A 24,102-nucleotide genomic window follows, 5' to 3' on the forward strand; every position below is an offset into this window, starting at 1 on the left:
ATATTAGATTGTTGATTTTAGAATTTTAGATTTCTTTGAAACAATCTTAAATTCTAAAAATTCATTTTTTAAAATTTTTCGGGTTTGATTAATACATAAACCAAATACACGAAAACGGCGATTGAAATAATAAATAGTGCGGTCATGATTTAGATTTTTTCAAAAAATTCAACAGAGAGAAAACAAATGGCAAATAGCACAACGGCAAGCCCGAGTAAAAGAAAAGTGATCATAAGATTATTTTAGATTTTAAAATTCAGATTTTAGATTGTTTTGAAGCGATTAAACGATTAAACAGTTAACCGATTAAACGCCAGAGGCATTAACTTGCTTGATATATTCCGCTTTAAGTGTTTGCGGAAACAGGTGCGAAATATTGCAGTGACGCACTTCCATAAAAGAAGAAACCGAAAAAACATACACATTAGAAATGGCATTTTTAGTTTCGATGCTTCCGGTTATAAACAAACGTTCGGCAAGAGCCAGACATTTCTTTGCTCTCACGATACTGCCGGAAATAATCGATTTTTTGGTGATTTCGGCAAAGCGTTCAGCTTGTTTGTAGATTGAGGTAACTTGAGTTTTCATTTGGAATGAATTTTTAATGTTCTCCCTCCTTATGCCAAAATATGTTCCGAAAAAATCAAGTTATAGCTAAAGTGCTGTCAATAAAAGGAATGTAGTTTTGTGCCAAAAATTAGGCATAAAAAAAGCCTATCATTTTGATAAGCTTTTCTCGTTTTGATATGTTATTGTCAAGCTCCAGAGGAGCGAAATATTTATAGAAATGATGAATCCACATTTATCAGAGCCCCAGCGAGGTGACATATTTTTCAGATTGCGTAGGTGTCGCTCCTCTCGAGCTTTTTCTCATTGGCAATAAAATAATCTATAAATATGATGCTTCTCCGAAGCTTTGAGAATTGTAATTGATATTGAAATTGAATTTTGCAATTGTTATTGTTATTGTTATTGAATTTGATACTCTTCTAACTTGCGGTACAAAGTCGCAATACCAATTTCCAGCAATCTTGCCGTTTCTGCTTTATTCCCTTTAGTATAATTTAAAACCTTTTGAATATGTAGTTTTTCAACACTCTGCATCGAGAAAGCCGACATTGGCTTAGAATTATTTTCAGCTTGATGTTGCATTTCATAAGGCAGAACATCCGAAGTTAAAGTATCGCCATTACTCAAAATAACCGATCTTTCGATAATGTTTTTAAGTTCGCGGATATTTCCTGGCCACGAATAATTTTCTAATTTCTGCAGAAAATCATCAGAGATATGTAATGTTTTTTTATTCGTTTTTTCAGAAAACTGTTTAACGAAATAATGAGTCAATACCGATATATCTTTGATTCTTTCTCGTAAAGAAGGCAATTTGATTTCGAAGATATTTAAACGGAAATACAAATCAGAACGGAAACGATGTTCGTCACTTTCTGTTTTTAAATCTCGATTTGTAGCGGCAATTAATCTGAAATTTGATTTTTTTGGAGTTGTGTCGCCAACAGGAATATATTCGCTGGTTTCTAAAACACGCAATAATTTGGCCTGAAGATCAATTGGCATTTCACCAATTTCATCAAGAAATAAAGTTCCGCCATTTGCTTCTTCAATAAAACCTTTTTTGTCTTTTACAGCTCCCGTAAAAGCACCTTGTTTATGACCGAAAAGTTCGCTTTCTAAAATTTCTTTTGTAAAAGTACTGCAGTTTAATGCCACAAAAGATTTCCCAACACGATTACTATTTTCATGAATGGCCTGTGCAAAAACTTCTTTTCCAGTTCCCGTTTCACCTGTCAATAAAACCGTAGAATCTGTTTTGGCAACTTTTTGAGCAAGATCAATAACTTGTTCAATTCCTTTTGATTTTCCGATAATGGTACTAAAAGAATATTTGTCATTAATGCGTTTTTCAAGATGCAGCACTTTCTTTTGCAAATGCACTTTTTCAACCGCTTTATAAAGAAGCGGAATTATTTTATCGTTATCATCACCTTTTACAATATAATCAAAAGCACCATTTTTCATTGCTTGAACGCCATCAGGAATATTCCCGAAAGCGGTTAAAAGAATAACTTCTGTTAAAGGAAAACTTCCTTTTATGTTTTGTAGAAAATCAACGCCATTTCCGTCAGGCAGTTTCACATCACATAAAACAACATCAATATCCGTTTGCTCCAGTTTTTTAAAACCAGACTTTAAATCTTTTGCTTCAAAAACTTCAAATCCTTCCGATTTTATAATGCGAACCAGTAGACTTCTCAGTTTTTCTTCGTCGTCTATAATTAAAATTTTGTGTGTCATTTGCAGAGATGCTAAATCAAATTTTGGTAATTGATGTACAAAGTTAGGTTTAAAATCTGTTCACTTTTTTGAATCGACAGAAATTATTTTAATCAGTAGAATCAGTTTTAAAATATTTTTTTGAAAAAGAAATGTACTTTTAAGTCGAAAACGAATCCCTAAAATTTATGCCAAAACGAATTCTACTTATAATATTTATTGTAATCTTCGGAAGCTTTAATAGTTTTTCAAAAGGAATTATTGAAAAAGATTCTTCGAAAACGAAAACAATTTCATTCAAAATAAAACTGAAATCTGCCGATAAAGTAAAAATTGCCGTTGCTTCATTAAAATACAAAAAACATTTCGCTTATAGTTTTACGCTTGACGATGGTTACAGATCGGCTTATTTAACGGCTTTTCCTTTATTGAATGGAGGAAAAATCAGTAATTCATCCATTAACGAATGGAAAATTGATCAAGGTGGAGATGGAACAGTTTCAGAAGGGCTTTTTTATTCGGACGGAATGGGAAATAAAATTCCTTTTAAATTGGCTTTGGCGGTTAACGGTGGTTCAATTCGAGATCTGCCAGAAAACCGCGGACATCTTTCGTGGGCTGAAATTAAAGAAATATACAATGCTGGTTGGGATATTTTAAATCACAGTTTTCATCATGCAACAAAACATGGAACTAAGTACTTGACAGAAGTAACCGAAAATACCGCTTCAATAAAGCAAAATCTAGATTTTACAATGTCGCATTTTGTGGTTCCTGGCGGAGAAGGTGATGAGAAATATTATTTGGAATATGAAAAAGAAGCTTTGGCCAATGGAAATTTATCAGTTGCTTCTTATTACGGTGTCGGTTCAGTTTTTAAAGTTGATTCAAAAGTAGATTTAGATAAAATGATTTCTGCTCGAACTTTTGTCCAAAGTTCAAAAGATACAATCACTTTTAAAACAATGGATCGTTATTTAAAAACCATAGATTCAATTATAAAACAGCCAGAACCGGTTTGGTTTAACGAATTCACACACGGAACCGGAAATACAAATTTGTGGAATCTAAGCATGCGTTTTCCTGATTTTAAGTATTATATGACAACGCTTGCCAATAAATACGGCGCAAAAGGAAACGATTCTATCTGGATGGCGCCGTGGCAGGAAGTTTACGAATACATTTGGTTAAGAGACCGAATAAAAGTCGATTTTCAGCAGAAAAATAAAGAAGTAATAGTTACAATTAAACTTCCCGAAATTCCAGAAACATTTAGAAATCGTGACATTTCTTTGAATGTAGAAACTACATCAAAATTTCAAATCGAATCAAACAAAGATTTGAAAATTAAAGACGATGGAAAAACAACTCATAAACAGATTTTCATTCAATTGAAATAAAAGGTTTTTGCCACAGATTAAAAGGAATTTAATGATTTTTTTTTGTCACGAATTCACGAATTTCTCTAATTCCTATTTTTGACTGATTTTTATTTCAAACATAGCCCGTGGTTTCAACCACGGGTACACAATATCTAATTATACCCAATTCGTAACGTTTCCCGCGGTTGAAACCGCGAGCTATATTTTGAGCATTTGTGAAAAACTAAAATTAAAAATTAGTGGAAATTCGTGGAATTAGTGGCAAAAAAACTAATCAATTTCTTTCTCATTGTCCTTTATAAAAGTATCAATATTCATTAAATAGGGATCAATAACAATACGTTGAGGTTTTGTTTTGAGTTTTAATTTTCCTTCAATTTTATTGTTTTTGATGCTAAAAGGATAAAGAAACAACTTTCCGTTTTCATCATAAATGCCAATATTTATAGAGGCATCGTTTGCGATTTGTTTTCTTTGTCCTGTTGCATTTTCTTTATATTTCTGAGAAAACGCTTTAAATGAAACCTCATAAAAACCATTCTTTTTAATACTTGAAACAGCTTCTATTTTTGAGGAATAGGTAATAATCTGCTTAAACATTTCGTCCAGTTTAGAATGCAGCTTTTTATCCGTTACAGCATAAATTTCTTTTAATAAAGCCTCAGAATCAGGAAACGGATTTGGATATTTATAATGATTCAGAAAATTTTTCAAAACCAGATTTACTTTTTCTTCACCAATTAAAACTCGAAGCTGATGCATCACTAGCATTCCTTTATCATAAGGTAAATGTGGTGTGTCATAATTCGTTTTATACAAAGGTGTTTCAGGATCATAACTTCGGCTGCTCAGATATAAATCCAGATGAATTTTTAAAGTTTCGAGCGCTTTTTCCAAGCCATGTTCTTTTTCATACAACATCAATTCCGTGTATTGCGCCAAAGTTTCAGTCAAAATCCAGCTTCCTTCTTTTTGTTCCGGACTTATTTGTGAATTTCCCCACCATTCATGCGACAATTCATGCGCTGTTAATTGATTAATTACATCTTCCTTATCCTTATTTTTGAGGTTGCTGTAAAAACCAAAATTCTCTTTCATAAAAACCGTCGACGGATACGAAGTCGCAGCAAATCCATCGGCGAAAGCAGAAACTTCGGCATAACGAATTGTTTTATACGGATATTTGCCAAAATTATTCTGGCAATAATCTAAAGTATTTTTTATATCCTGAATTAGTTTTTTAATGTTTCTTGAATGTCTTTTATCATAAAAAACTTCAATCGAAATACCTTTATAATTCGTTTTTTGGATTCTATATTCAGCAGAAGAAAAAGCAAATCGAAACGGAATCTTACCGTTAGATTTATAATGAAAATAATTACGGTTGTCTTTTTTCCAATTCCCAATTAAATCTCCAACACCAATCGCCGTCTGATTTTTAGAAGTTGAAACCACAGCATCATAATCAACAAAATCATATTTAATTTCCGATTTGTCTTCTAGCTTTTTAAGAGGCGTCTGAGGTTTCAAATGTCTTTTTGCCCTCTCTTTTTTACTGCTGATTTCATTCGATTCCTGATAACCAAAAAGCGGAAAGTAACGGCTTATTCGCATAAACGAACCATTTTCGATTATAGAATTAAAAGCAGTATGTCCTTTAAATGGCGACCACGACGACTCAAAAGAAAAATTCATTTTCATTTTCTGTTGAGGTAACAAAGGCTTTTCCAATCGATACCAATAATGATGAAATGCCGAAACATCATCTAGCTTTTTCGAATTCGAAATCTCAACCGAAGTCAGTTTCGAATTTCGATCTATATATAGGAGTAAACTATCAATAGGTTTTTCAGTATTATTGATCAATTCATAAACGCCTTTTACCTCATAACGATCTTCCTCAGGAAATAAATCGACTTTACTTTTTACAGAAACAATCGTGGGCTGCGCAAGATTAGTATATTTTTTAAATTGAGTTTCATATTTCTCGCTCCAATTATTCTGATCGTCTTCTGTCAAATACGGATATTCGATATTGGTTTTGTAAAAAAGATAACTCCCAAAACCAATAAAAAGAATAACCCCCGATAAGATAGTTCCTTTTTGAACGGCGTTGCACGAATTTCTTTTAAAGGTTTTTACAACTGAAGCATTTCTTTTCCACAAAATTCCTGTCAAAGTAAGAAGCAGTAAAGCCAATGCGAAATTGTACAGCATCGAAATATGAAACGGAAAAGTATATTTTCCGAAACCATTCAAATCAAAATATTCTCTTTTAAACGCATTTCCAAATCGCAGTAAAGGATGCGAAATTCCCAATTGTTCTCCAATTCCCGTACAAAACAAAATACAGACAAAAGCAGCAACCGAAAGTCCGATATATTTATTTTTAATAAAAGTCTGAATTGAGATTACCAAAATCGAAATCAGCAGCAACGGAAATCCGAGATAATAAAACAAAGAAAGATAAAGATCAATTTCGATTGGAGCATTGGCATTCATAATTTGAAAACTGCATCCAATTAAAATACTGATACTAATAAGGATTAATGGAATGATAAAAAGTGCCGTCAACTTTGATAGTAAAACTACAAATTGAGAACACGGTGCGGTATTTTCGAGCATTTCAAATCTCGAATTTTCGCTTCGGTTTAATAATTCACTGCTGTAAAAAAGGAGAATCAAGATCAGAATAAAAGGCAGACGATCCATTATTGTCGTAATCATCAAAGCCGTATCCGTAATTTTTTCGGCTAATCGGATTCCGCCGTCAATTTCATCCGAAATTTCGATTGCCAATAATCCCGAAAATAGAAGAACAATCACTAAAAATGGAATTCCTTTTAGAACTAAAAAAATATCTAACTTGATATTGCTTTTAAAAACAGCAATATTATGTTTGAAAGTTTTGAACTCGATGCTTTTTGGAATTTCCGAAGAAAAGATTTTTGCTTCTTTCGAAATAGTTTTTGGTGTTTTTATCTTTTTAGTTTTTGTTTTTCGGAAGGAAAACAATCGATACGAAACAAAAAGTAAAAGCAATGAAACCGAAATCCACAGTATTCTGTTGAACAAAAAGTTCCCCGAAAGCGAAACCAGTTCCGTGTTTTTTTCAATCGAAGTCCAATATCTCGTTTGTTCTAAAAACGCTGCCAAACCAAAAGGATCTATTTTAGCTGCCAAAGACATGGCTTTCGCCGAAGACGGAGAAGCATTTGCAAAGATGGGCGAATTAGAAAAAATGGAACTCGCTATATATAAGATGTAAATTAATAAACCCCCAACGTAAATGAAAAGCTTACTTCGCGTAAGCCAGGCCAAAGCCGTCAATATTGCAAGGCACAAGAAAATATTCGGAATCACAATTACAAAATACGGCCAGAGATAATTTATAATTTCAAAAGGACCAATCTCGCTTTTCGGAATCCAAGACATTTGATGTCCAACAATCATTCCGACGATAAACATTCCAAAAGAAACTACAGCGATTATAAATGCTGTAATAAATTTTGGAGCTAAATAATGAAGCTTAGAAATAGGAGAGGAGAAAATAATCGAATCGAATTTCGTTTCATATTCCTTTAAAAAACTCTGCGCGACCTGAAGTGTAATCGAAAATATCGTCATCAGCGAAATCAGGCCAATCGCATACGTAAGCACATACGGACTATTTTTGTAAGCACCCGAAAAAGAGAAATTGGCAAAAGCACTCACAAAAAATCCTAAAACCAAATAAATAATAAACGCGGCATAAAAAGTCCAGCTTCTGGTATTGTTATGCCATTCAAATTGAATTAATTTAGAAAGCATAACACTAATTTTTAAGTTGATTTTGAGCTAAAACACTAAAATAAACATCGCTTAAATCTGGCGATATTAATTCGAAACCAGAATCTGGACGTTGATCAGAGAAAACATGAATATTGATTTTCCCTGAATTTAAGTTGGACGAAATGATATTAAAGTTTGATTGATGATCCTTCAGTTCTGTTTTTTGAATCGCTTTCATCCAGATTTTATCTTTCAAAGAATCAATCGCTTCGTTTGGTTTTCCTTCCAAAATCAATTTCCCATTGGAAATAATTGCCATTTTGGTGCACAGATCTCGAACATCTTCGACAATATGCGTTGATAGAACTACAATAATGCTTTCGCCAATTTCACTCAATAGATTATTGAAACGGTTTCTTTCCTCGGGATCAAGTCCCGCAGTAGGTTCATCCACAATAATAATCTTCGGATTTCCCAGCAAAGCCTGAGCAATTCCAAACCTTTGACGCATGCCTCCCGAAAAAGAATGAACCGCTTTGTCTTTATGCTGCAGTAAATTCGTCTGCTGCAACAAATACAAGATTTGATCGTGTCGTTCCTTTTTATTAACAATTCCTTTTAAAACTGCCAGATGATCGAGCAGACGATAAGCAGAAATTTTAGGATAAACACCAAATTCCTGAGGCAGATAGCCTAGATTTTGCCTGATAAACATTGGATTTTCCAGAATATTAATTCCGTTAAATTCAATAATTCCCGAGGTAGGTTCCTGCAAAGCGGCAATAGTCCGCATTAAAGTTGATTTTCCTGCGCCATTTGGGCCAAGTAAACCAAACATTCCATTTGTAATTTCAAGCGATAAATCGTCAATCGCTTTTGTGCCGTTCTCGTACGTTTTGCTGAGATTTTTGATTGATAAACTGTTCATTTTTTGATTGATTTTGATGATTGAATTAAACTATGATTTGAAAAATTTAGGCAATAGACTGCGTGTCGGCTTCAAAAACCGATTTATTAAGAGTGAAATAAGATTTAAAAGAAAGCTATTCTGCTACGTATTCTAAAATATCGCCAGGCTGGCAATCCAATATTTTACAAATAGCTTCGAGAGTATCAAACCGAATTCCTTTTGCTTTTCCAGTTTTCAGGATCGATAAATTGGCAGGCGTAATATCTAGTTTTTCTGCCAATTCTTTACTCTGCATCTTGCGTTTGGCAAGCATTACATCAACATTTACAATTATTGGCATAGTTATATAAATAAGTCTTGTTCGTTCTGAAGGTTTAAACCTTGTTTAAAAATGGCGGCTAAAAAGTAAGCGAAAACACCCAGCATTCCGTGTAATAATATAAAAAGTGAAACTTCATTATCCAGCGGAACAAAAAAGAAAGCCACAAATATTACAATACCTGGAATTAATAAATTGGATAAATAGAAACGCCTTAAATGAGAAATTCCGTTAAGAGTAAACAATTTAGGCTGAAAAAATATTTTGAATACATTACTGCTTAATAAAAAGAAAAGCCCGTACAAACTCAGCGGAGCCAAAAAATCAAAAAGAATATACGGCAGATTATAATCACCTAACATTATTGGATGAGTTGTAAACGGATAACAAACTTGAAAATACTTTCCGTTGTCCTTAAAAGTCAAAAACAATCCCGTTAGTAAAGTAAAAACAGAATATCCGGCCAAAAAGAAATAAACCACAGACAAAAATCGGGTAAAGTAAAATAATATTCTAGATACAATATGAGTTGTCTTCATATAATGAAAAATTAGATTGATATTGCAAATATATAATTAATTATTGTAAAACAATAATTAATTATTGTAAAATAAACTTTTAGATGGTTTTAGAAATATTATAAATCTATTAACATTAGAAAACAAAAGGCATCCATATAAAAGGCTTAATTTTGCATATTAGCATTTTTTTATATGAAAAACCCAATTTCAGTCTCATTATTAGAGCTCGCTATCATTACTCAGGATAGCAATGCCACAGAAACATTTCAAAAAACAAAAGACATAGCGCAATTAGCAGATACTTTAGGATACAAGCGATTTTGGCTTGCAGAACATCACAATATGGCACACGTTGCAAGTACGGCAACAGTGGTTTTAATTGGTTATGTGGCAAGTCAGACAAAAAATATCCGTGTAGGTTCTGGCGGTATTATGTTGCCGAATCATTCTCCTTTAGTAGTTGCCGAACAATTTGGAACCTTGGAAACGCTTTATCCCAACCGAATCGATTTAGGTTTAGGAAGAGCACCAGGAACAGATCAGCCAACCGCCGAAGCAATCCGAAAAGACTTTTTTGAGCAGGCTCAGCGTTTCCCGCAAAACGTAAGTAAACTTCAAGAATATTTTTCAAGCGAAAATGAAACAGGAAAAGTACGTGCGTTCCCAGCCGAAGGCTTGAAAGTCCCAATTTGGATTTTAGGATCAAGTATGGACAGTGCGGCTTTGGCAGCAGCTTACGGATTGCCGTATGCTTTTGCCGGACACTTTGCGCCAAAACTAATGATTCAGGCATTTGAGTTCTACCGCGAAAATTTCCAGCCTTCAGAATATTTAGACAAACCAAAAACAATGGCTTGTGTGAATATCATTGCAGCAGACACAAACGAAGAAGCAGAACTATTGTCTACAAGTCTGTATCAAATGTTCTTGAATTTAATTAGAAACGACCGCAAAGGTTTACAGCCGCCAGTTTCGTCATTAGACGACATTATGAACGAACAGGAACGTTTCCATGTCAATCAAATGACAGCTGGAACTTTCACAGGAAACAAAGAACAATTAGTAACCGATTTGAAAAAGTTTATCGACTACGCAAGAATCGACGAACTAATGGTAACAAGCCCAATCTTCGATCATCAGGCAAAACTAAAAAGTATTCAAATCACCAAAGAAGCAATCGACACTTTAAACCAAAGTATACATATATAAGTATACTATATATAAGAGTAGATTTTATTCATACAACCCGACAGGTTTCCAAAACGTGTCGGGTTTATTTTTATACATATATATGTATAGAATAAATTAAAGATCCAGTTTTCCGTAGAGACGCGCAGCAGTGCGTCTTATCCGTAACATTATCTAGTTACCAATAGCTATAATATATCAATTGTCTCGCTGATCGAAGTCGAAGCCTTTCTATTTGCAATTTAATTAGAAGCTATTCGCGCTATCCGCTGCAATCTTTTTGCGGCGAACCCCGCCACAAAAAGGATTTCCGCTTCTATCGGGGCTAGGGCCATCAGTTTTCAGAAGAAAAAATCGGCAATAAAAGACCATTTTAGAAGAAAAAAAGAAGAAAAAAAAGAAACCTTTGCATCTTAATGCCTTTTCGAGATTAAAAAAACTGCGAAAAAACGAAGGTTTGCATCTTATTGCCTTTTCGGTAAAGCCAGACAAAACAGAGTAAAACGGCTAAAAGCCCCAGTAATTCCAAAATCATGAAAAAAACTTCGCCTTGTAAAAAACGCATAACCAGCCGTTTATAAAAAAGATTGAAATTATATAAAAAAAAGGCTTGGAAATGTAAATAAAGGTTCTACTTTTGCACCCGCAACAGCGAAGGCGTTCATCGAAATACTGGCAGGAAAGGAGAATCAGACGGAAAGAAATTTTCAAAAAAAAGATTCGAAAAAGCTTGCGAGATTTGAAAATGCTTTCTACATTTGCACCCCGCAAAACACGGAAAGTTCATTGATAGATTGGAAGGGAGATTAAAGAAAACGGGATTGAAAAAATCTCAAAAAAAAACTTTAAATTTTTCTTGCAGGAAACAAAAAGAAGTTTTAGTTTTGCACCCGCTTTGAGAGATAAGCGAAAACAAAAGAAGACACGTTCGTAGACATATTGAATTGACAGCCGTTTTAAGAGAGATCTTAAAACAAAAGGAATAAGAGCGGTAGAATCGGAAGATTCGAAAAGAACCGATAGGAAAAGCATCGATTATATAATATTAAAATATACGATGAAGAGTTTGATCCTGGCTCAGGATGAACGCTAGCGGCAGGCTTAACACATGCAAGTCGAGGGGTAGAGGCTTTCGGGCCTTGAGACCGGCGCACGGGTGCGTAACGCGTATGCAATCTGCCTTTCACAGAGGGATAGCCCAGAGAAATTTGGATTAATACCTCATAGCATAACCAGACCGCATGGTTTGGTTATTAAAGTCACAACGGTGAAAGATGAGCATGCGTCCCATTAGCTAGTTGGTAAGGTAACGGCTTACCAAGGCGACGATGGGTAGGGGCCTGAGAGGGAGATCCCCCACACTGGTACTGAGACACGGACCAGACTCCTACGGGAGGCAGCAGTGAGGAATATTGGTCAATGGGCGCAAGCCTGAACCAGCCATGCCGCGTGCAGGATGACGGTCGCTATGGATTGTAAACTGCTTTTGCACAGGAAGAAACACTCCGACGTGTCGGAGCTTGACGGTACTGTGAGAATAAGGATCGGCTAACTCCGTGCCAGCAGCCGCGGTAATACGGAGGATCCAAGCGTTATCCGGAATCATTGGGTTTAAAGCGGCCCGTAGGCGGTCTTGTAAGTCAGTGGTGAAAGCCCATCGCTCAACGGTGGAACGGCCATTGATACTGCAGGACTTGAATTATTGGGAAGTAACTAGAATATGTAGTGTAGCGGTGAAATGCTTAGAGATTACATGGAATACCAATTGCGAAGGCAGGTTACTACCAATGGATTGACGCTGATGGACGAAAGCGTGGGTAGCGAACAGGATTAGATACCCTGGTAGTCCACGCCGTAAACGATGGATACTAGCTGTTGGGAGCAATCTCAGTGGCTAAGCGAAAGTGATAAGTATCCCACCTGGGGAGTACGAACGCAAGTTTGAAACTCAAAGGAATTGACGGGGCGCACAAGCGGTGGAGCATGTGGTTTAATTCGATGATACGCGAGGAACCTTACCAAGGCTTAAATGCAGACTGACCGATTTGGAAACAGATCTTTCGCAAGACAGTTTACAAGGTGCTGCATGGTTGTCGTCAGCTCGTGCCGTGAGGTGTCAGGTTAAGTCCTATAACGAGCGCAACCCCTGTTGTTAGTTGCCAGCGAGTCAAGTCGGGAACTCTAACAAGACTGCCAGTGCAAACTGTGAGGAAGGTGGGGATGACGTCAAATCATCACGGCCCTTACGCCTTGGGCTACACACGTGCTACAATGGCCGGTACAGAGAGCAGCCACCTCGCGAGGGGGAGCGAATCTATAAAGCCGGTCACAGTTCGGATCGGAGTCTGCAACTCGACTCCGTGAAGCTGGAATCGCTAGTAATCGGATATCAGCCATGATCCGGTGAATACGTTCCCGGGCCTTGTACACACCGCCCGTCAAGCCATGGAAGCTGGGGGTGCCTGAAGTCGGTGACCGCAAGGAGCTGCCTAGGGTAAAACTGGTAACTAGGGCTAAGTCGTAACAAGGTAGCCGTACCGGAAGGTGCGGCTGGAACACCTCCTTTCTAGAGCCCCAAGTGTTAGCTGAAAAGCACGCTGGGGAAATAAGATGCCGGACTAGAGGTTTGGAATCTGAGATTGTATTGCTCTTGCTGTTAATTTAAAAAAATGATAAAAATTAAGTAAAACAGAGTCTCGTAGCTCAGCTGGTTAGAGTACTACACTGATAATGTAGGGGTCGGCAGTTCGAGTCTGCCCGGGACTACTATTTGACTTAAAAAAAGGAAATTTTAGAGGTTGAGGCCTTATGAGAAATAATTCATAACTCATAACTAATAACTCATCACTAAAAAATGGGGGATTAGCTCAGCTGGCTAGAGCGCCTGCCTTGCACGCAGGAGGTCAACGGTTCGACTCCGTTATTCTCCACAAAAAAGTACAAAGATGATAGTACAAAGTATCAAGACAGTAGTCTTAATACTTCATACAAAAATCTTAATACTTATTAAAGTTCATTGACATATTGAGATAAGAAAATAATAAGAAAGTAGAAAGCGTTTTTTGCAATTTATTGCAAAAGACAAAACAAAAACGGTCTTGTTTTAATTGGCAAGATTGGTGCAATAAGCAAAATAAGGGCGCATGGGGAATGCCTAGGCTCTCAGAGGCGATGAAGGACGTGATAAGCTGCGAAAAGCTGCGGGGACTGGCACACACAGATTGATCCGCAGATATCCGAATGGGGCAACCCGCTATGTTGAAGACATAGCACACCGATAGGTGGGCAAACCCGCTGAACTGAAACATCTAAGTAGGCGGAGGAGAAGAAAACAAAAGTGATTCCGTAAGTAGTGGCGAGCGAACGCGGATTAGCCCAAACCATTTATGTTACGGCATAGGTGGGGTTGTACGACCGCGACATTTCATGTGCAAGGAACCGGAAGCTTCTGGAAAGGAGCGCCACAGAGGGTGACAGCCCCGTATGGGTAACGAGCATAATGGATAGCGGTATCCTGAGTAGGGCGGGGCACGTGAAACCCTGTCTGAATTTGGCGGGACCATCCGCTAAGGCTAAATACTCCTGAGAGACCGATAGTGAACCAGTACCGTGAGGGAAAGGTGAAAAGAACCGTGAATAACGGAGTGAAATAGATCCTGAAACCATGCGCTTACAAGCGGTCGGAGCCCTTTCGTGGGGTGACGGCGTGCCTTTTGCATAATGAGCCTACGAGTTAACGCTGCTGGCAAGGATAAGTGGTTAAGCCATGGATCCGCAGCGAAAGCGAGTCTGAATAGGGCGCTTTAGTCAGTAGTGTTAGACGCGAAACCGTGTGATCTACCCATGGGCAGGTTGAAGCTGTGGTAACACACAGTGGATGAGCCGAACCGGTTGACGTTGAAAAGTCTTCGGATGACCTGTGGGTAGGGGTGAAAGGCCAATCAAACTCGGAAATAGCTCGTACTCCCCGAAATGCATTTAGGTGCAGCGTTATTTTAGTTATATAGAGGTAGAGCTACTGATTGGATGCGGGGGCTTCACCGCCTACCAATTCCTGACAAACTCCGAATGCTATATAATGATTGATAACAGTGAGGGCTTGGGTGCTAAGCTGTCCAAGTCCGAGAGGGAAAGAACCCAGACCATCAGCTAAGGTCCCCAAATATATGCTAAGTTGAAAGAACGAGGTTTGTCTGCCCAGACAGCTAGGATGTTGGCTTGGAAGCAGCCATTCATTTAAAGAGTGCGTAACAGCTCACTAGTCGAGCGGACGAGCATGGATAATAATCGGGCATAAGCATATTACCGAAGCTATGGATTTGCAAGCAATTGCAAGTGGTAGGGGAGCATTCTGACAGGGCTGAAGGTGTATCGTAAGGGATGCTGAGCCGGTCAGAAAAGAAAATGTAGGCATAAGTAACGATAATGCGGGCGAGAAACCCGCACACCGAAAAACTAAGGTTTCCACAGCTATGCTAATCAGCTGTGGGTTAGTCTGAACCTAAGGCGAACCCGAAAGGGACAGTCGATGGCCAACGGGTTAATATTCCCGTACTTCTTATTGCTGTGATGGGGTGACGGAGTGATGAAAGCGCCGCGAACTGACGGAATAGTTCGTTAAAGCACCTAGCTATAGGGTCTCTAGGCAAATCCGGAGATCTTGGTGAAATGCGATAGTACTCGGAGTCTTCGGACAAAGAGATAGTGCGCCTAAGGGCTTCCAAGAAAAACCTCTAAACTTCAGGCAGTAAGAACCAGTACCGTAAACCGACACAGGTAGTTGAGGAGAGAATCCTAAGGTGCTCGAGAGATTCATGGCTAAGGAATTAGGCAAAATAGACCTGTAACTTCGGGAGAAAGGTCGCCCCGAGCAATCGGGCCGCAGTGAAGAGTGTCCAGGCGACTGTTTATCAAAAACACAGGGCTCTGCAAAATCGTAAGATGAAGTATAGGGCCTGACACCTGCCCGGTGCTGGAAGGTTAAGAGGAGATGTTATCTTCGGAGAAGCATTGAATTGAAGCCCCAGTAAACGGCGGCCGTAACTATAACGGCTGAAGGTAGCGAAATTCCTTGTCGGGTAAGTTCCGACCTGCACGAATGGTGTAACGATCTGGACACTGTCTCAGCCATGAGCTCGGTGAAATTGTAGTAACGGTGAAGATGCCGTTTACCCGCAGTGGGACGAAAAGACCCTGTGCACCTTTACTATAGCTTAGTATTGACCTTGGATAAATGATGTGTAGGATAGGTTGGAGACTATGAAGCGGCGTCGCCAGGCGTTGTGGAGTCATTGTTGAAATACAACCCTTTGTTTATCTGAGGCCTAACCCCGCAATGTGGGGGACAGTGCTTGGTGGGTAGTTTGACTGGGGTGGTCGCCTCCAAAAGAGTAACGGAGGCTTCTAAAGGTTCCCTCAGTACGCTTGGTAACCGTGCGTAGAGTGCAATGGCATAAGGGAGCTTGACTGAGAGACATACAGGTCGATCAGGTACGAAAGTAGAGCATAGTGATCCGGTGGTTCCGCATGGAAGGGCCATCGCTCAAAGGATAAAAGGTACGCCGGGGATAACAGGCTGATCTCCCCCAAGAGCTCATATCGACGGGGGGGTTTGGCACCTCGATGTCGGCTCGTCACATCCTGGGGCTGGAGAAGGTCCCAAGGGTTGGGCTGTTCGCCCATTAAAGTGGCACGCGAGCTGGGTTCAGAACGTCGTGAGACAGTTCGGTCTCTATCTACTGCGGGCGTTAGAAATTTGAGTGGATCTGATTCTAGTACGAGAGGACCGAATTGGACAAACCTCTAGTGTATCTGTTGTCCCGCCAGGGGCACCGCAGAGTAGCTACGTTTGGAAGGGATAAGCGCTGAAAGCATATAAGCGCGAAACCCACCACAAGATGAGATTTCTTTTAAGGATCGTGGAAGATGACCACGTTGATAGGCTACAGATGTAAAGGCAGTAATGTCATAGTCGAGTAGTACTAATAATCCGTAAGCTTATGCACAAACTTTTCCCCCGAGCAATCGGGGGAGGAAACTTTCTAAAAAAAGCTTGTTTGTTTCTTTATCTCAGTATGTTAAAATATTATTTTAATTATTAATTGCAGATTTCCACCCGAGGCGATAGCCGAACGGAGCGAAGCTAATTATTAATTGGAAAGATTGCCCAAAGCAATTGCAACTTCTTAAGGTGGTTATTGCGGCGGGGCTCACCTCTTCCCATCCCGAACAGAGAAGTTAAGCCCGCCTGCGCAGATGGTACTGCAGTTTTGTGGGAGAGTATGTCGTCGCCTTTCTTTTGAAAAACCCTATCCAAACCGGATGGGGTTTTTTGTTTTTAGGGAAATAGGGAAACTGTGCGGGACTCCCATGCTTATCGGGAGCCGCTGCTTTTTCTTTAAGAATTCCTCCCAATCCCTCGGCAGGGATTTTCTGCTTTTTAAAGGGTTTGGTTTTTTGAAATGTTTAGATGAAAAAAAAATAAAATTAAAGTGGCAATGTAAACGAGTTGTATTTAAAAGTGTGATTTATGCGGTAAATAAAAGAGAATTATGGCTCTTTTGTTAAAATAATAAGGAAGAAGAAGATTTATGCTTGTAATAGAGTTATTGTCTGCTTTTGATATTAAATCTGCATTTTGGTGTACCTTTTTCTATTTTTCTTTATTATACAAATCATAAAGAGCTAATCTTTTTTGATCTTATTTAGTGACGAAGATTTTGTTAGCAAAGACTTTCTTTTTATTTTAAAATAAATTTTTTAGACAAAGTTGCGATATATTTTAGATAGAAATGTGATTTAAAATGATTGTAAATCAAATGGTTGTAATAGTTGAAAAAATTAAAAGTTTCTTAAAATCATTTGAATGTATTTTTTGAAGTAGTAAATTAGTAATGCTATAATTAAATAAATGAATTATGAAAATGAGGCTATTTATGGCCATAGCATTGTTAATCGTAACAATCTCGGCCAGCGCACAGAAGAAAATTGAAGTAACCGAATTGCCAAAACCAGCTCAGGAATTTTTAAAGAAGCATTTTAGTCATGCTTTAATAGAAAATGTGCAGAAGGATCCTGAACATGGAGAAAAAGGTTATGAAGTAAAGCTCAAAGATGGAACAGAAGTGGAATTTTGGAAAGACGGTTCGTACCGTGAAGTTGACGGTGGAGATAATCCAATTCCTACTGATTTTATTCCAGATAATATTAAAGCTTATGTAGCCAAGAATCATCCGAATGAAAAAATAACGCACATCGACTATGGGCACAAAGACCTTGATGTTGATTTGACAAACAAAATCGATCTAGAATTTACCAAAGATGGTAAAATTTTAAAAGACAAAAATAATGATGTAAAAAAGTAATAGTTTTAAAAGAGAGATACTATTTGAAAGTTTTTTGTCAAATGTTTGTGTGAAAGAAAATATATAGTAGACATTATATTTGAAGATATTAGCTTAGGAAATGCGTAATTTATCGTAGCGTATTTTATAAGTATCCTGTCACTCTGTGGCTTATTTATTAAAATGAATAAGTTTGCTATTGCTTTTCATACCGTTTTTTTATTTAATGTCAATTTTTACGATAGGACATCTTGAACGAAAATAGTTTATATTTACATCTTTATTTTTTATTTCATGGAAGAAAATAAACATGTAACGATCTACGATATTGCCGAGAGACTTAATCTGGCAACATCTACTATTTCACGAGCTTTAAAAGATCATCACACCATAAGTGATAAGACAATTAAAAAGGTGAAAAAAACCGCTGAAGAAATGGGATTTGTTCCCAATACTTTAGCAGCAGGTTTGCGTGGAAATAAAACTAGAACCATTGGTGTTTTAATTCCCACCGTTACACAGCCCTTTTTGTCATCATTAATCAGCGGTATAGAAATTACAGCTCAAAAATCAGATTATACTGTAATCATTATGCAGTCGCATGATTCGTATGAAGAAGAAGTTAATATGGCTAAATCTTTGTACTCCAATCGTGTGAGTGGAGTAATTTGTTCGCTTGCAATGGAAACTAGAGATACAGCACATTTTCATCAGTTTTCTAACAATAATATTCCATTGGTTTTTGTTGATAGGGTTCCGAAAGATTATAATACTTTTAGAGTTGTAATTGATAATTATACAGCAGGTTACAAAGCTACCAAACATCTTATTGAGCAAGGATGTATTCGTATTGCGCATTTAACGGCTGGCTCAGAATTAGGAAATTTGTACAACGAAAGAAAAAGAGGGTACATAGAAGCCTTAAAAGATCATAATATTGAAGTAGAAGAAGAATTGATTATTAATCTAAATTCTGTTACTTATGAAGACGGAGTAAAAGCCAGTAATGCTTTATTCGATTTAAACCCAATTCCAGACGGTTTATTTGCACCTGGGGATATTTTGGCAGTAAGTGCTGTTCAAACTGCTAAAAAACGTGGAATTAAAGTCCCAGAAGAATTTAAAGTAATTGGTTTTAACAACGACCCGATTTCGCAGATTATAGATCCGAATTTATCCACTATTACGCATCCTGCCGAAAAGATGGGAAAAGCAGCAGCTGATATTATTATAAAGAATTTGAAATCATCTAAAAATGATGATGATGCCAAAGAAATTACATTCTTAAATACGGAAGTATTGGCAAGAGAATCGACGCAAAAATAAAATCAAGAGCATTTTATATATAATAAAGGTTTATCGATTCGTTTGATAAGCCATAATTTTTATGAAAACAATTACACTTCCAGACGAGATGAATTTAGAAAAATCACAACAAGTTCATGTTGTTGGTTATAGCAGTTCTAAAGACGTTTCGAAACAGCAGATTATTTTAAATAAAAATATCATCAGTTTTTTGATTGAAGGCACAAAAGAAGTCATTTTTAATAATGAAGCATTGTCTATAACGCCTTCGAAATTTATTGTAATGAGATCTGGAAATTGTTTAATGACAGAAAAAAGAATTTCTGAAACGTCTCTTTATAAAAGTGTTCTTTTGTTTTTTTCTAATGAAATGCTTCATAATTTCATTAGAAAAATGGAATCTGAAAGATCTGAAGCAATTGAACCAAAATCAGTTTATGCGTTTGATTATGATGATTTTCTGAAACGTTTTGTAGAAAGTTTAGCCGATATTTCTAATCTTTCAAAAGCAGTTCAGTCAAAATTATTAGAAGTGAAGTTTGAAGAAATTATGCTTTATTTGACTGATAAATACGGAACAGATTTTCTTTATTCCTTAATCACAAATAGCGATGATGCCGCACAAAAATTCATTCGGACTATCGAAAATAGTCATTTAAGCAAACTAACTTTAAAAGAATTGGCATTTTTATGCAATATGAGTGTTTCTACTTTTAAAAGAGAATTCGAAAAATACTATTCAGAATCACCTATAAAATGGTTTCAAAATAAAAGATTAGAACATGCCCATTATTTGCTAAGTCAAGAAAAAAGCCCTTCTGAAGTTTTTTTTGAAGCCGGCTACGAAAACCTTTCAAGCTTCAGTCAGGCATATAAAATCAAATATGGTGTAACACCCAAACATCATAAAACGATTTGAGCTTTTAGCAACAGTTTTTGAGCCTTTGCCTAAAATTATTAAACGGTTCCAAATCTAACTTTGCTTAAAATTTTAAAACAGATAAAATGAAAAAGCTAAGTTTAATTTTGGCGATGTCAGCAATTTTCTCGACATCTATTTTTGCACAAAAAACGTTTACATTAACTAGTAAGGATTTAGGAGGAGAAACTACTAAAATTCAGGAATTCAACGGATTTGGATGTTCAGGCGAAAACCAGTCTCCACAGTTATCATGGAAAAATGCTCCAGAAGGAACCAAAAGTTTTGCTATAACCATGTATGATCCTGATGCGCCTACAGGAAGTGGATTCTGGCATTGGGTTGTAGTGGATATTCCAGCAAATGTAAATGAATTGGTAACCAATGCAGGAACTAAAAATCTTGTTCCAAAAGGAGCGATCCAAAGTGTTACCGATTATGGGATTAAAAGATTTGGATGGGCCTTGTCCGCCGGTTGGTCACGGATATCATCAATATATCATCACCGTTTATGCATTAAAATCCGATAAATTGGGAACAGATGAAAACACAAATCCAGCAGTAGTAGGGTTTAACCTTTGGAGCCAGACTTTGGCAAAAGCCAGTATTATTGCTTACTACAAAAGATAATACTAAAAAAGAATAAGAAGTAGTAACGAAGAGTTTTAATTCTTGAATTTTATCACACTATAGGCAGGATAGTTTTTATAATTATCCTGCTTTTATTTGTTATGGAAATATATTTTTTTGAAAAAAAGCAACTTAAAATTTTTTTCTTAAACAACAATCTTATATTTTTACGCAACCGATTGCATTGCTTGTTTTATTTAAGATAATGTATTTTTTAGATTAAATTTTTATCAAATACTTTTAATTGCTTGTGAAATATTGATGTTGTTAAAATGAAATTATAAAGAATAAATTAAAACCATGGCTTTACTACGATTTCTTTTCCTGTTTCTCTTGATTTCCTTTTCGGCTTTGGCACAAAAGGATTATAAATTGTGGCTTCAGTATAATGCCGTTAGCAATTCTGTAATGGCTTCAGAATACAAAAGCAATCTTAGACGCATTGTTGTTTTAGGAAATTCCGAAACTATTAAAATTGCTGAGAAAGAAATTAAAACAGGATTTTCAGATATGTTGGGAAATATTCCCGAAATCAAATCAGATATAAAAGGAGAAAATAATCTAATCGTTGGTTCGCAATCAAGCATAAGTGCCGAAATCAAAAAGGAGTTGAAATCTGATTTTGAAAAAATAAATGATGAAGGTTTTATTATCAAAACGATTTCCATTAAAAACAAAAAGCAAATCATTATTACAGGAAAAAATGACATTGCCGTTTTATACGGAGTTTTTAATTTCTTGAGAATATTACAGACGAATAAATCGGTTAAAAATTTAAATATTGTCGATTCTCCTAAAATAAATATCAGAATACTGAATCATTGGGATAATCTTGACAGAACTGTAGAAAGAGGTTACGCCGGATTTTCACTTTGGAACTGGCAGAAATTGCCAGATTTTATAGATCAACGATACATTGATTACGCTAGAGCGAATGCCTCAATAGGGATTAACGGAACGGTTTTGACCAACGTAAACGCAAACGCTTTAATTCTAACTCCGCAGTATTTAGAAAAAGTTGAAGCTTTAGCCAATGTTTTTAGACCTTACGGAATAAAAGTTTATTTAACTGCAAGATTTTCGGCCAATCGAAATTGGAAACCTAAAAACTGCCGATCCAAAAGATCATGAAGTTATTAATTGGTGGAAAAATAAGTCGGCTGAAATCTATAAACGAATTCCAGATTTTGGCGGATTTTTAGTAAAAGCCAATTCGGAAGGTCAGCCTGGGCCGCAAAATTACGGACGAGACCATGTTGATGGTGCGAATATGCTGGCTGATGCCGTTGCCCCTTTTGGGGGAATAATTATGTGGCGGGCGTTTGTATATTCAGAACATGATGCGAATGATCGTGCTAAACAGGCTTACGCCGAATTTCAGCCTTATGACGGAAAATTCAAAAAAAATGTAATTGTTCAGGTCAAAAATGGAGCAATTGATTTTCAGCCACGAGAACCTTTTCATCCGTTATTCGGAGCTATGCCGAAAACTCCTTTAATGATGGAGTTTCAAATCACGCAGGAATATTTAGGCTTCAGCACGCATTTGGTTTTTCTGCCAAAATTATTTCAAGAAGTTTTAGAGTCCGATACCTATCAAAAAGGAAAAGGTTCAACTGTTGCTAAAGTTGTTGACGGCACTTTATATCCAAATAAATTAACAGGAATTGCTGGCGTTGCCAATATAGGGAACGATTTAAACTGGACAGGACATCCTTTTGCACAGGCGAATTGGTATGGTTTCGGAAGATTGGCTTGGAATCCTTATCTAGATTCTGAAACCATTGCTGATGAATGGCTAAGAAGTACTTTTTCTAATGACGAAAATTTCATTAAACTAATAAAAAATATGATGATCGAATCGCGTGAAGCGGTTGTCAATTATATGACTCCGCTGGGTTTGCATCATATCATGGATACTGGACATCATTATGGGCGATGAGCTTGGGTTTCGAATTTGTCAAGACCAGAATGGAATCCGACATATTATCATAAGGCAGATAAAAACGGAGTGGGTTTTGATCGATCAAAATCAGGAACAAATGCCGTCTCGCAATATGCGCCAGAAGTTGGAAATCTTTTTGATAATCTAGAAACCTGTCCCGAAAAAGATCTTTTGTGGTTTCATCATGTTTCGTGGGATTATAAACTGAAAAACGGTCTGACGCTTTGGAATGGTCTGGCATTAAAATATCAGGAAGGTGTAAATCAGGTTGCTGCAATGCAGAATGTCTGGAAGAAAACTGAAAAATATATGGACAGCGAACGTTTTAATGAAGTTGAAATGTTGTTGGAAATTCAGTATAAAGAAGCAAAATGGTGGCGTGATGCATGTTTGCTGTACTTTCAGCAGTTTTCGGGAAAAGAACTTCCTGATGGAGTTGAAAGGCCAACACAGACTTTAGAGTATTTTAAATCATTAAAATTCCCATTTGCACCAGGGAATGGATAATAAATTTGAGTAATTGTAACGCGGATAAAACGGATTTGCTATCGCAAAGACACGGAAAAAGGCGGATTTTTTTAATAAAAATGAAAATGAAGAATCTGTGTAAATCAGCGATTTCACGGTAGTGAACCCGTTTTATCAGCGTACCGAAAATATATTTAAAAAAATTATGAGCAAAAAAACAGCAATAGTAACCGGAGGAAATTCGGGTTTAGGATTTGCAACAGCAAAGAAATTATGTGACAACGGAATTACAACCTACATTATTGGAAGAACAAAAGATAAAACAGAAGATGCCTGTAGAGAAATTGGAAAAAATGCTATTCCAGTAATTTTCGATTTAAACGATTTGAAAGGTATTCCTGCGATGATTGAAAGTATTACAAAAGAAAATGCAATTGATATTTTAGTAAATAACGCTGGAATCAATATGAAAAAAGAAATTCCAAAGGTATCCGATGAAGATTTTCTTTCGATTATCCATACCAATCTTTTAAGCGTTTTTGCTGTGAGTAGAGAGGTTGTGAAAAATATGAAAGTAAACGGAGGCGGAAGCATTATCAATATCAGTTCGATGGCATCGCAGTATGGAATTCCAAAAGTAATTGCCTATTCGTCAAGCAAAGGTGCAATTGAGTCAATGACTCGTGCAATGGCAACAGAATTGGCACCTTCAGGAATTCGTGTAAATTGTATTGCTCCGGGATTTATTAAGACCAAAATGTCGTCAACAGCACTTGATAATGATCCAGAAAGAAAAAATAAAGTGTTAGGAAGAACGCCAATGGGGTATTTAGGAGAACCATCAGACATTGCAGATGCGGTTTATTATTTCGCTTTAAGCGAATCAAAATATACTACCGGTACAGTATTGCCAGTTGATGGAGGGAATAGTATTGGGTTTTAATTGTGAAGATGCCACAAAGTCTCTAAGATACAAAGTTTTTCTCTTCAAAGTATTTTAAAATAAAACTTTGCGACTTAGCGCCTTCGTGGCATAAAAAAAGAAGTATGATAAAAATGCAGCAAACTATGCGTTGGTTCGGAACCTCAGGACAACGTAAAACTAATCG

The 24,102-nt window shown here is 36.8% G+C and carries 13 protein-coding genes, 2 tRNA genes, 3 rRNA genes and 2 pseudogenes; 13 read left to right on the plus strand and 7 right to left on the minus strand.

Annotation, left to right across the window (positions count from 1 at the left end):
• Positions 1-68 precede the first annotated feature (68 nt).
• The 3 genes from kdpF to ACPWTF_RS18535 all read right to left on the minus strand — a co-directional run bounded on the left by kdpF (position 69) and on the right by ACPWTF_RS18535 (position 2,313).
• Positions 69-146: a K(+)-transporting ATPase subunit F gene (kdpF, locus tag ACPWTF_RS18525; RefSeq protein ID WP_081909388.1), complete on the minus strand. Its 78-nt coding sequence runs from the start codon at positions 144-146 to the stop codon at positions 69-71.
• Positions 147-306: 160 nt separating this feature from the next.
• Positions 307-588, minus strand: a complete 282-nt coding sequence (locus tag ACPWTF_RS18530; protein WP_427872450.1) for a DUF7674 family protein — start codon at positions 586-588, stop codon at positions 307-309.
• 381 nt (positions 589-969) lie between these two features.
• Positions 970-2,313: a sigma-54-dependent transcriptional regulator gene (locus ACPWTF_RS18535; protein WP_427872451.1), complete on the minus strand. Its 1,344-nt coding sequence runs from the start codon at positions 2,311-2,313 to the stop codon at positions 970-972.
• A gap of 167 nt (positions 2,314-2,480) precedes the next feature.
• Here ACPWTF_RS18535 and ACPWTF_RS18540 point away from each other — a divergent pair, with 167 nt between their 5' ends.
• Entirely contained in the window at positions 2,481-3,692 is a 1,212-nt protein-coding gene (locus ACPWTF_RS18540; RefSeq protein WP_427872452.1) for a polysaccharide deacetylase family protein, read from the plus strand.
• A gap of 252 nt (positions 3,693-3,944) precedes the next feature.
• Here the strand turns inward: ACPWTF_RS18540 and ACPWTF_RS18545 are convergent, their stop codons facing one another.
• From ACPWTF_RS18545 to ACPWTF_RS18560, 4 genes are all read right to left on the minus strand, one after another.
• The gene (locus ACPWTF_RS18545; protein WP_427872453.1) at positions 3,945-7,484 is read right to left on the minus strand and encodes a M1 family aminopeptidase; all 3,540 of its coding nucleotides are present in this window, start codon (positions 7,482-7,484) and stop codon (positions 3,945-3,947) included.
• 4 nt (positions 7,485-7,488) lie between these two features.
• Positions 7,489-8,373 carry an ABC transporter ATP-binding protein gene (locus ACPWTF_RS18550; RefSeq protein WP_427872454.1) on the minus strand — a complete coding sequence of 295 codons (885 nt, stop codon included), beginning with the start codon at positions 8,371-8,373 and terminating at the stop codon, positions 7,489-7,491.
• A gap of 115 nt (positions 8,374-8,488) precedes the next feature.
• The gene (locus ACPWTF_RS18555; RefSeq protein WP_012024053.1) at positions 8,489-8,695 is read right to left on the minus strand and encodes a helix-turn-helix domain-containing protein; all 207 of its coding nucleotides are present in this window, start codon (positions 8,693-8,695) and stop codon (positions 8,489-8,491) included.
• 2 nt (positions 8,696-8,697) lie between these two features.
• Positions 8,698-9,213, minus strand: coding sequence for a DUF2975 domain-containing protein (locus tag ACPWTF_RS18560; RefSeq protein ID WP_427872455.1), 516 nt, complete (start codon positions 9,211-9,213; stop codon positions 8,698-8,700).
• Between the two features lie 174 nt (positions 9,214-9,387).
• On the opposite strand from ACPWTF_RS18560, the gene ACPWTF_RS18565 reads away from it, so the two are divergent.
• From ACPWTF_RS18565 to ACPWTF_RS18620, 12 genes and pseudogenes are all read left to right on the plus strand, one after another.
• On the plus strand, positions 9,388-10,404 hold the full coding sequence (locus tag ACPWTF_RS18565; protein WP_427872456.1) for an LLM class flavin-dependent oxidoreductase: 1,017 nt from the start codon (positions 9,388-9,390) through the stop codon (positions 10,402-10,404).
• Positions 10,405-11,437: 1,033 nt separating this feature from the next.
• Positions 11,438-12,949 (plus strand): 16S ribosomal RNA (locus ACPWTF_RS18570).
• Between the two features lie 126 nt (positions 12,950-13,075).
• Positions 13,076-13,149: transfer RNA gene (locus ACPWTF_RS18575), tRNA-Ile, on the plus strand.
• 90 nt (positions 13,150-13,239) lie between these two features.
• Positions 13,240-13,313, plus strand: a tRNA-Ala gene (locus tag ACPWTF_RS18580).
• 191 nt (positions 13,314-13,504) lie between these two features.
• A 23S ribosomal RNA gene (locus ACPWTF_RS18585) occupies positions 13,505-16,388 on the plus strand.
• Positions 16,389-16,569: 181 nt separating this feature from the next.
• A 5S ribosomal RNA gene (gene rrf, locus ACPWTF_RS18590) occupies positions 16,570-16,679 on the plus strand.
• Together the 16S, 23S and 5S rRNA genes with 2 tRNA genes alongside form the textbook arrangement of a ribosomal RNA operon.
• 621 nt (positions 16,680-17,300) lie before the next feature.
• The gene (locus ACPWTF_RS18595; RefSeq protein ID WP_427872457.1) at positions 17,301-17,747 is read left to right on the plus strand and encodes a PepSY-like domain-containing protein; all 447 of its coding nucleotides are present in this window, start codon (positions 17,301-17,303) and stop codon (positions 17,745-17,747) included.
• Positions 17,748-18,020: 273 nt separating this feature from the next.
• Complete coding sequence (locus ACPWTF_RS18600; RefSeq protein ID WP_427872458.1) at positions 18,021-19,052, plus strand: LacI family DNA-binding transcriptional regulator; 1,032 nt, start codon at positions 18,021-18,023, stop codon at positions 19,050-19,052.
• Between the two features lie 61 nt (positions 19,053-19,113).
• On the plus strand, positions 19,114-19,950 hold the full coding sequence (locus tag ACPWTF_RS18605; protein WP_427872459.1) for a helix-turn-helix domain-containing protein: 837 nt from the start codon (positions 19,114-19,116) through the stop codon (positions 19,948-19,950).
• A gap of 86 nt (positions 19,951-20,036) precedes the next feature.
• Positions 20,037-20,580: pseudogene (locus ACPWTF_RS18610) on the plus strand (YbhB/YbcL family Raf kinase inhibitor-like protein).
• A 300-nt stretch (positions 20,581-20,880) separates the two neighbouring features.
• Positions 20,881-23,032: pseudogene (locus ACPWTF_RS18615) on the plus strand (alpha-glucuronidase family glycosyl hydrolase).
• A 166-nt stretch (positions 23,033-23,198) separates the two neighbouring features.
• Entirely contained in the window at positions 23,199-23,936 is a 738-nt protein-coding gene (locus ACPWTF_RS18620) for an SDR family NAD(P)-dependent oxidoreductase (RefSeq protein WP_427872460.1), read from the plus strand.
• The last annotated feature ends 166 nt before the right edge of the window (positions 23,937-24,102 follow it).

It is taken from the genome of Flavobacterium sp. MMS24-S5 (assembly GCF_050320125.1).
Taxonomy (GTDB): Bacteria; Bacteroidota; Bacteroidia; order Flavobacteriales; family Flavobacteriaceae; genus Flavobacterium; species Flavobacterium tyrosinilyticum.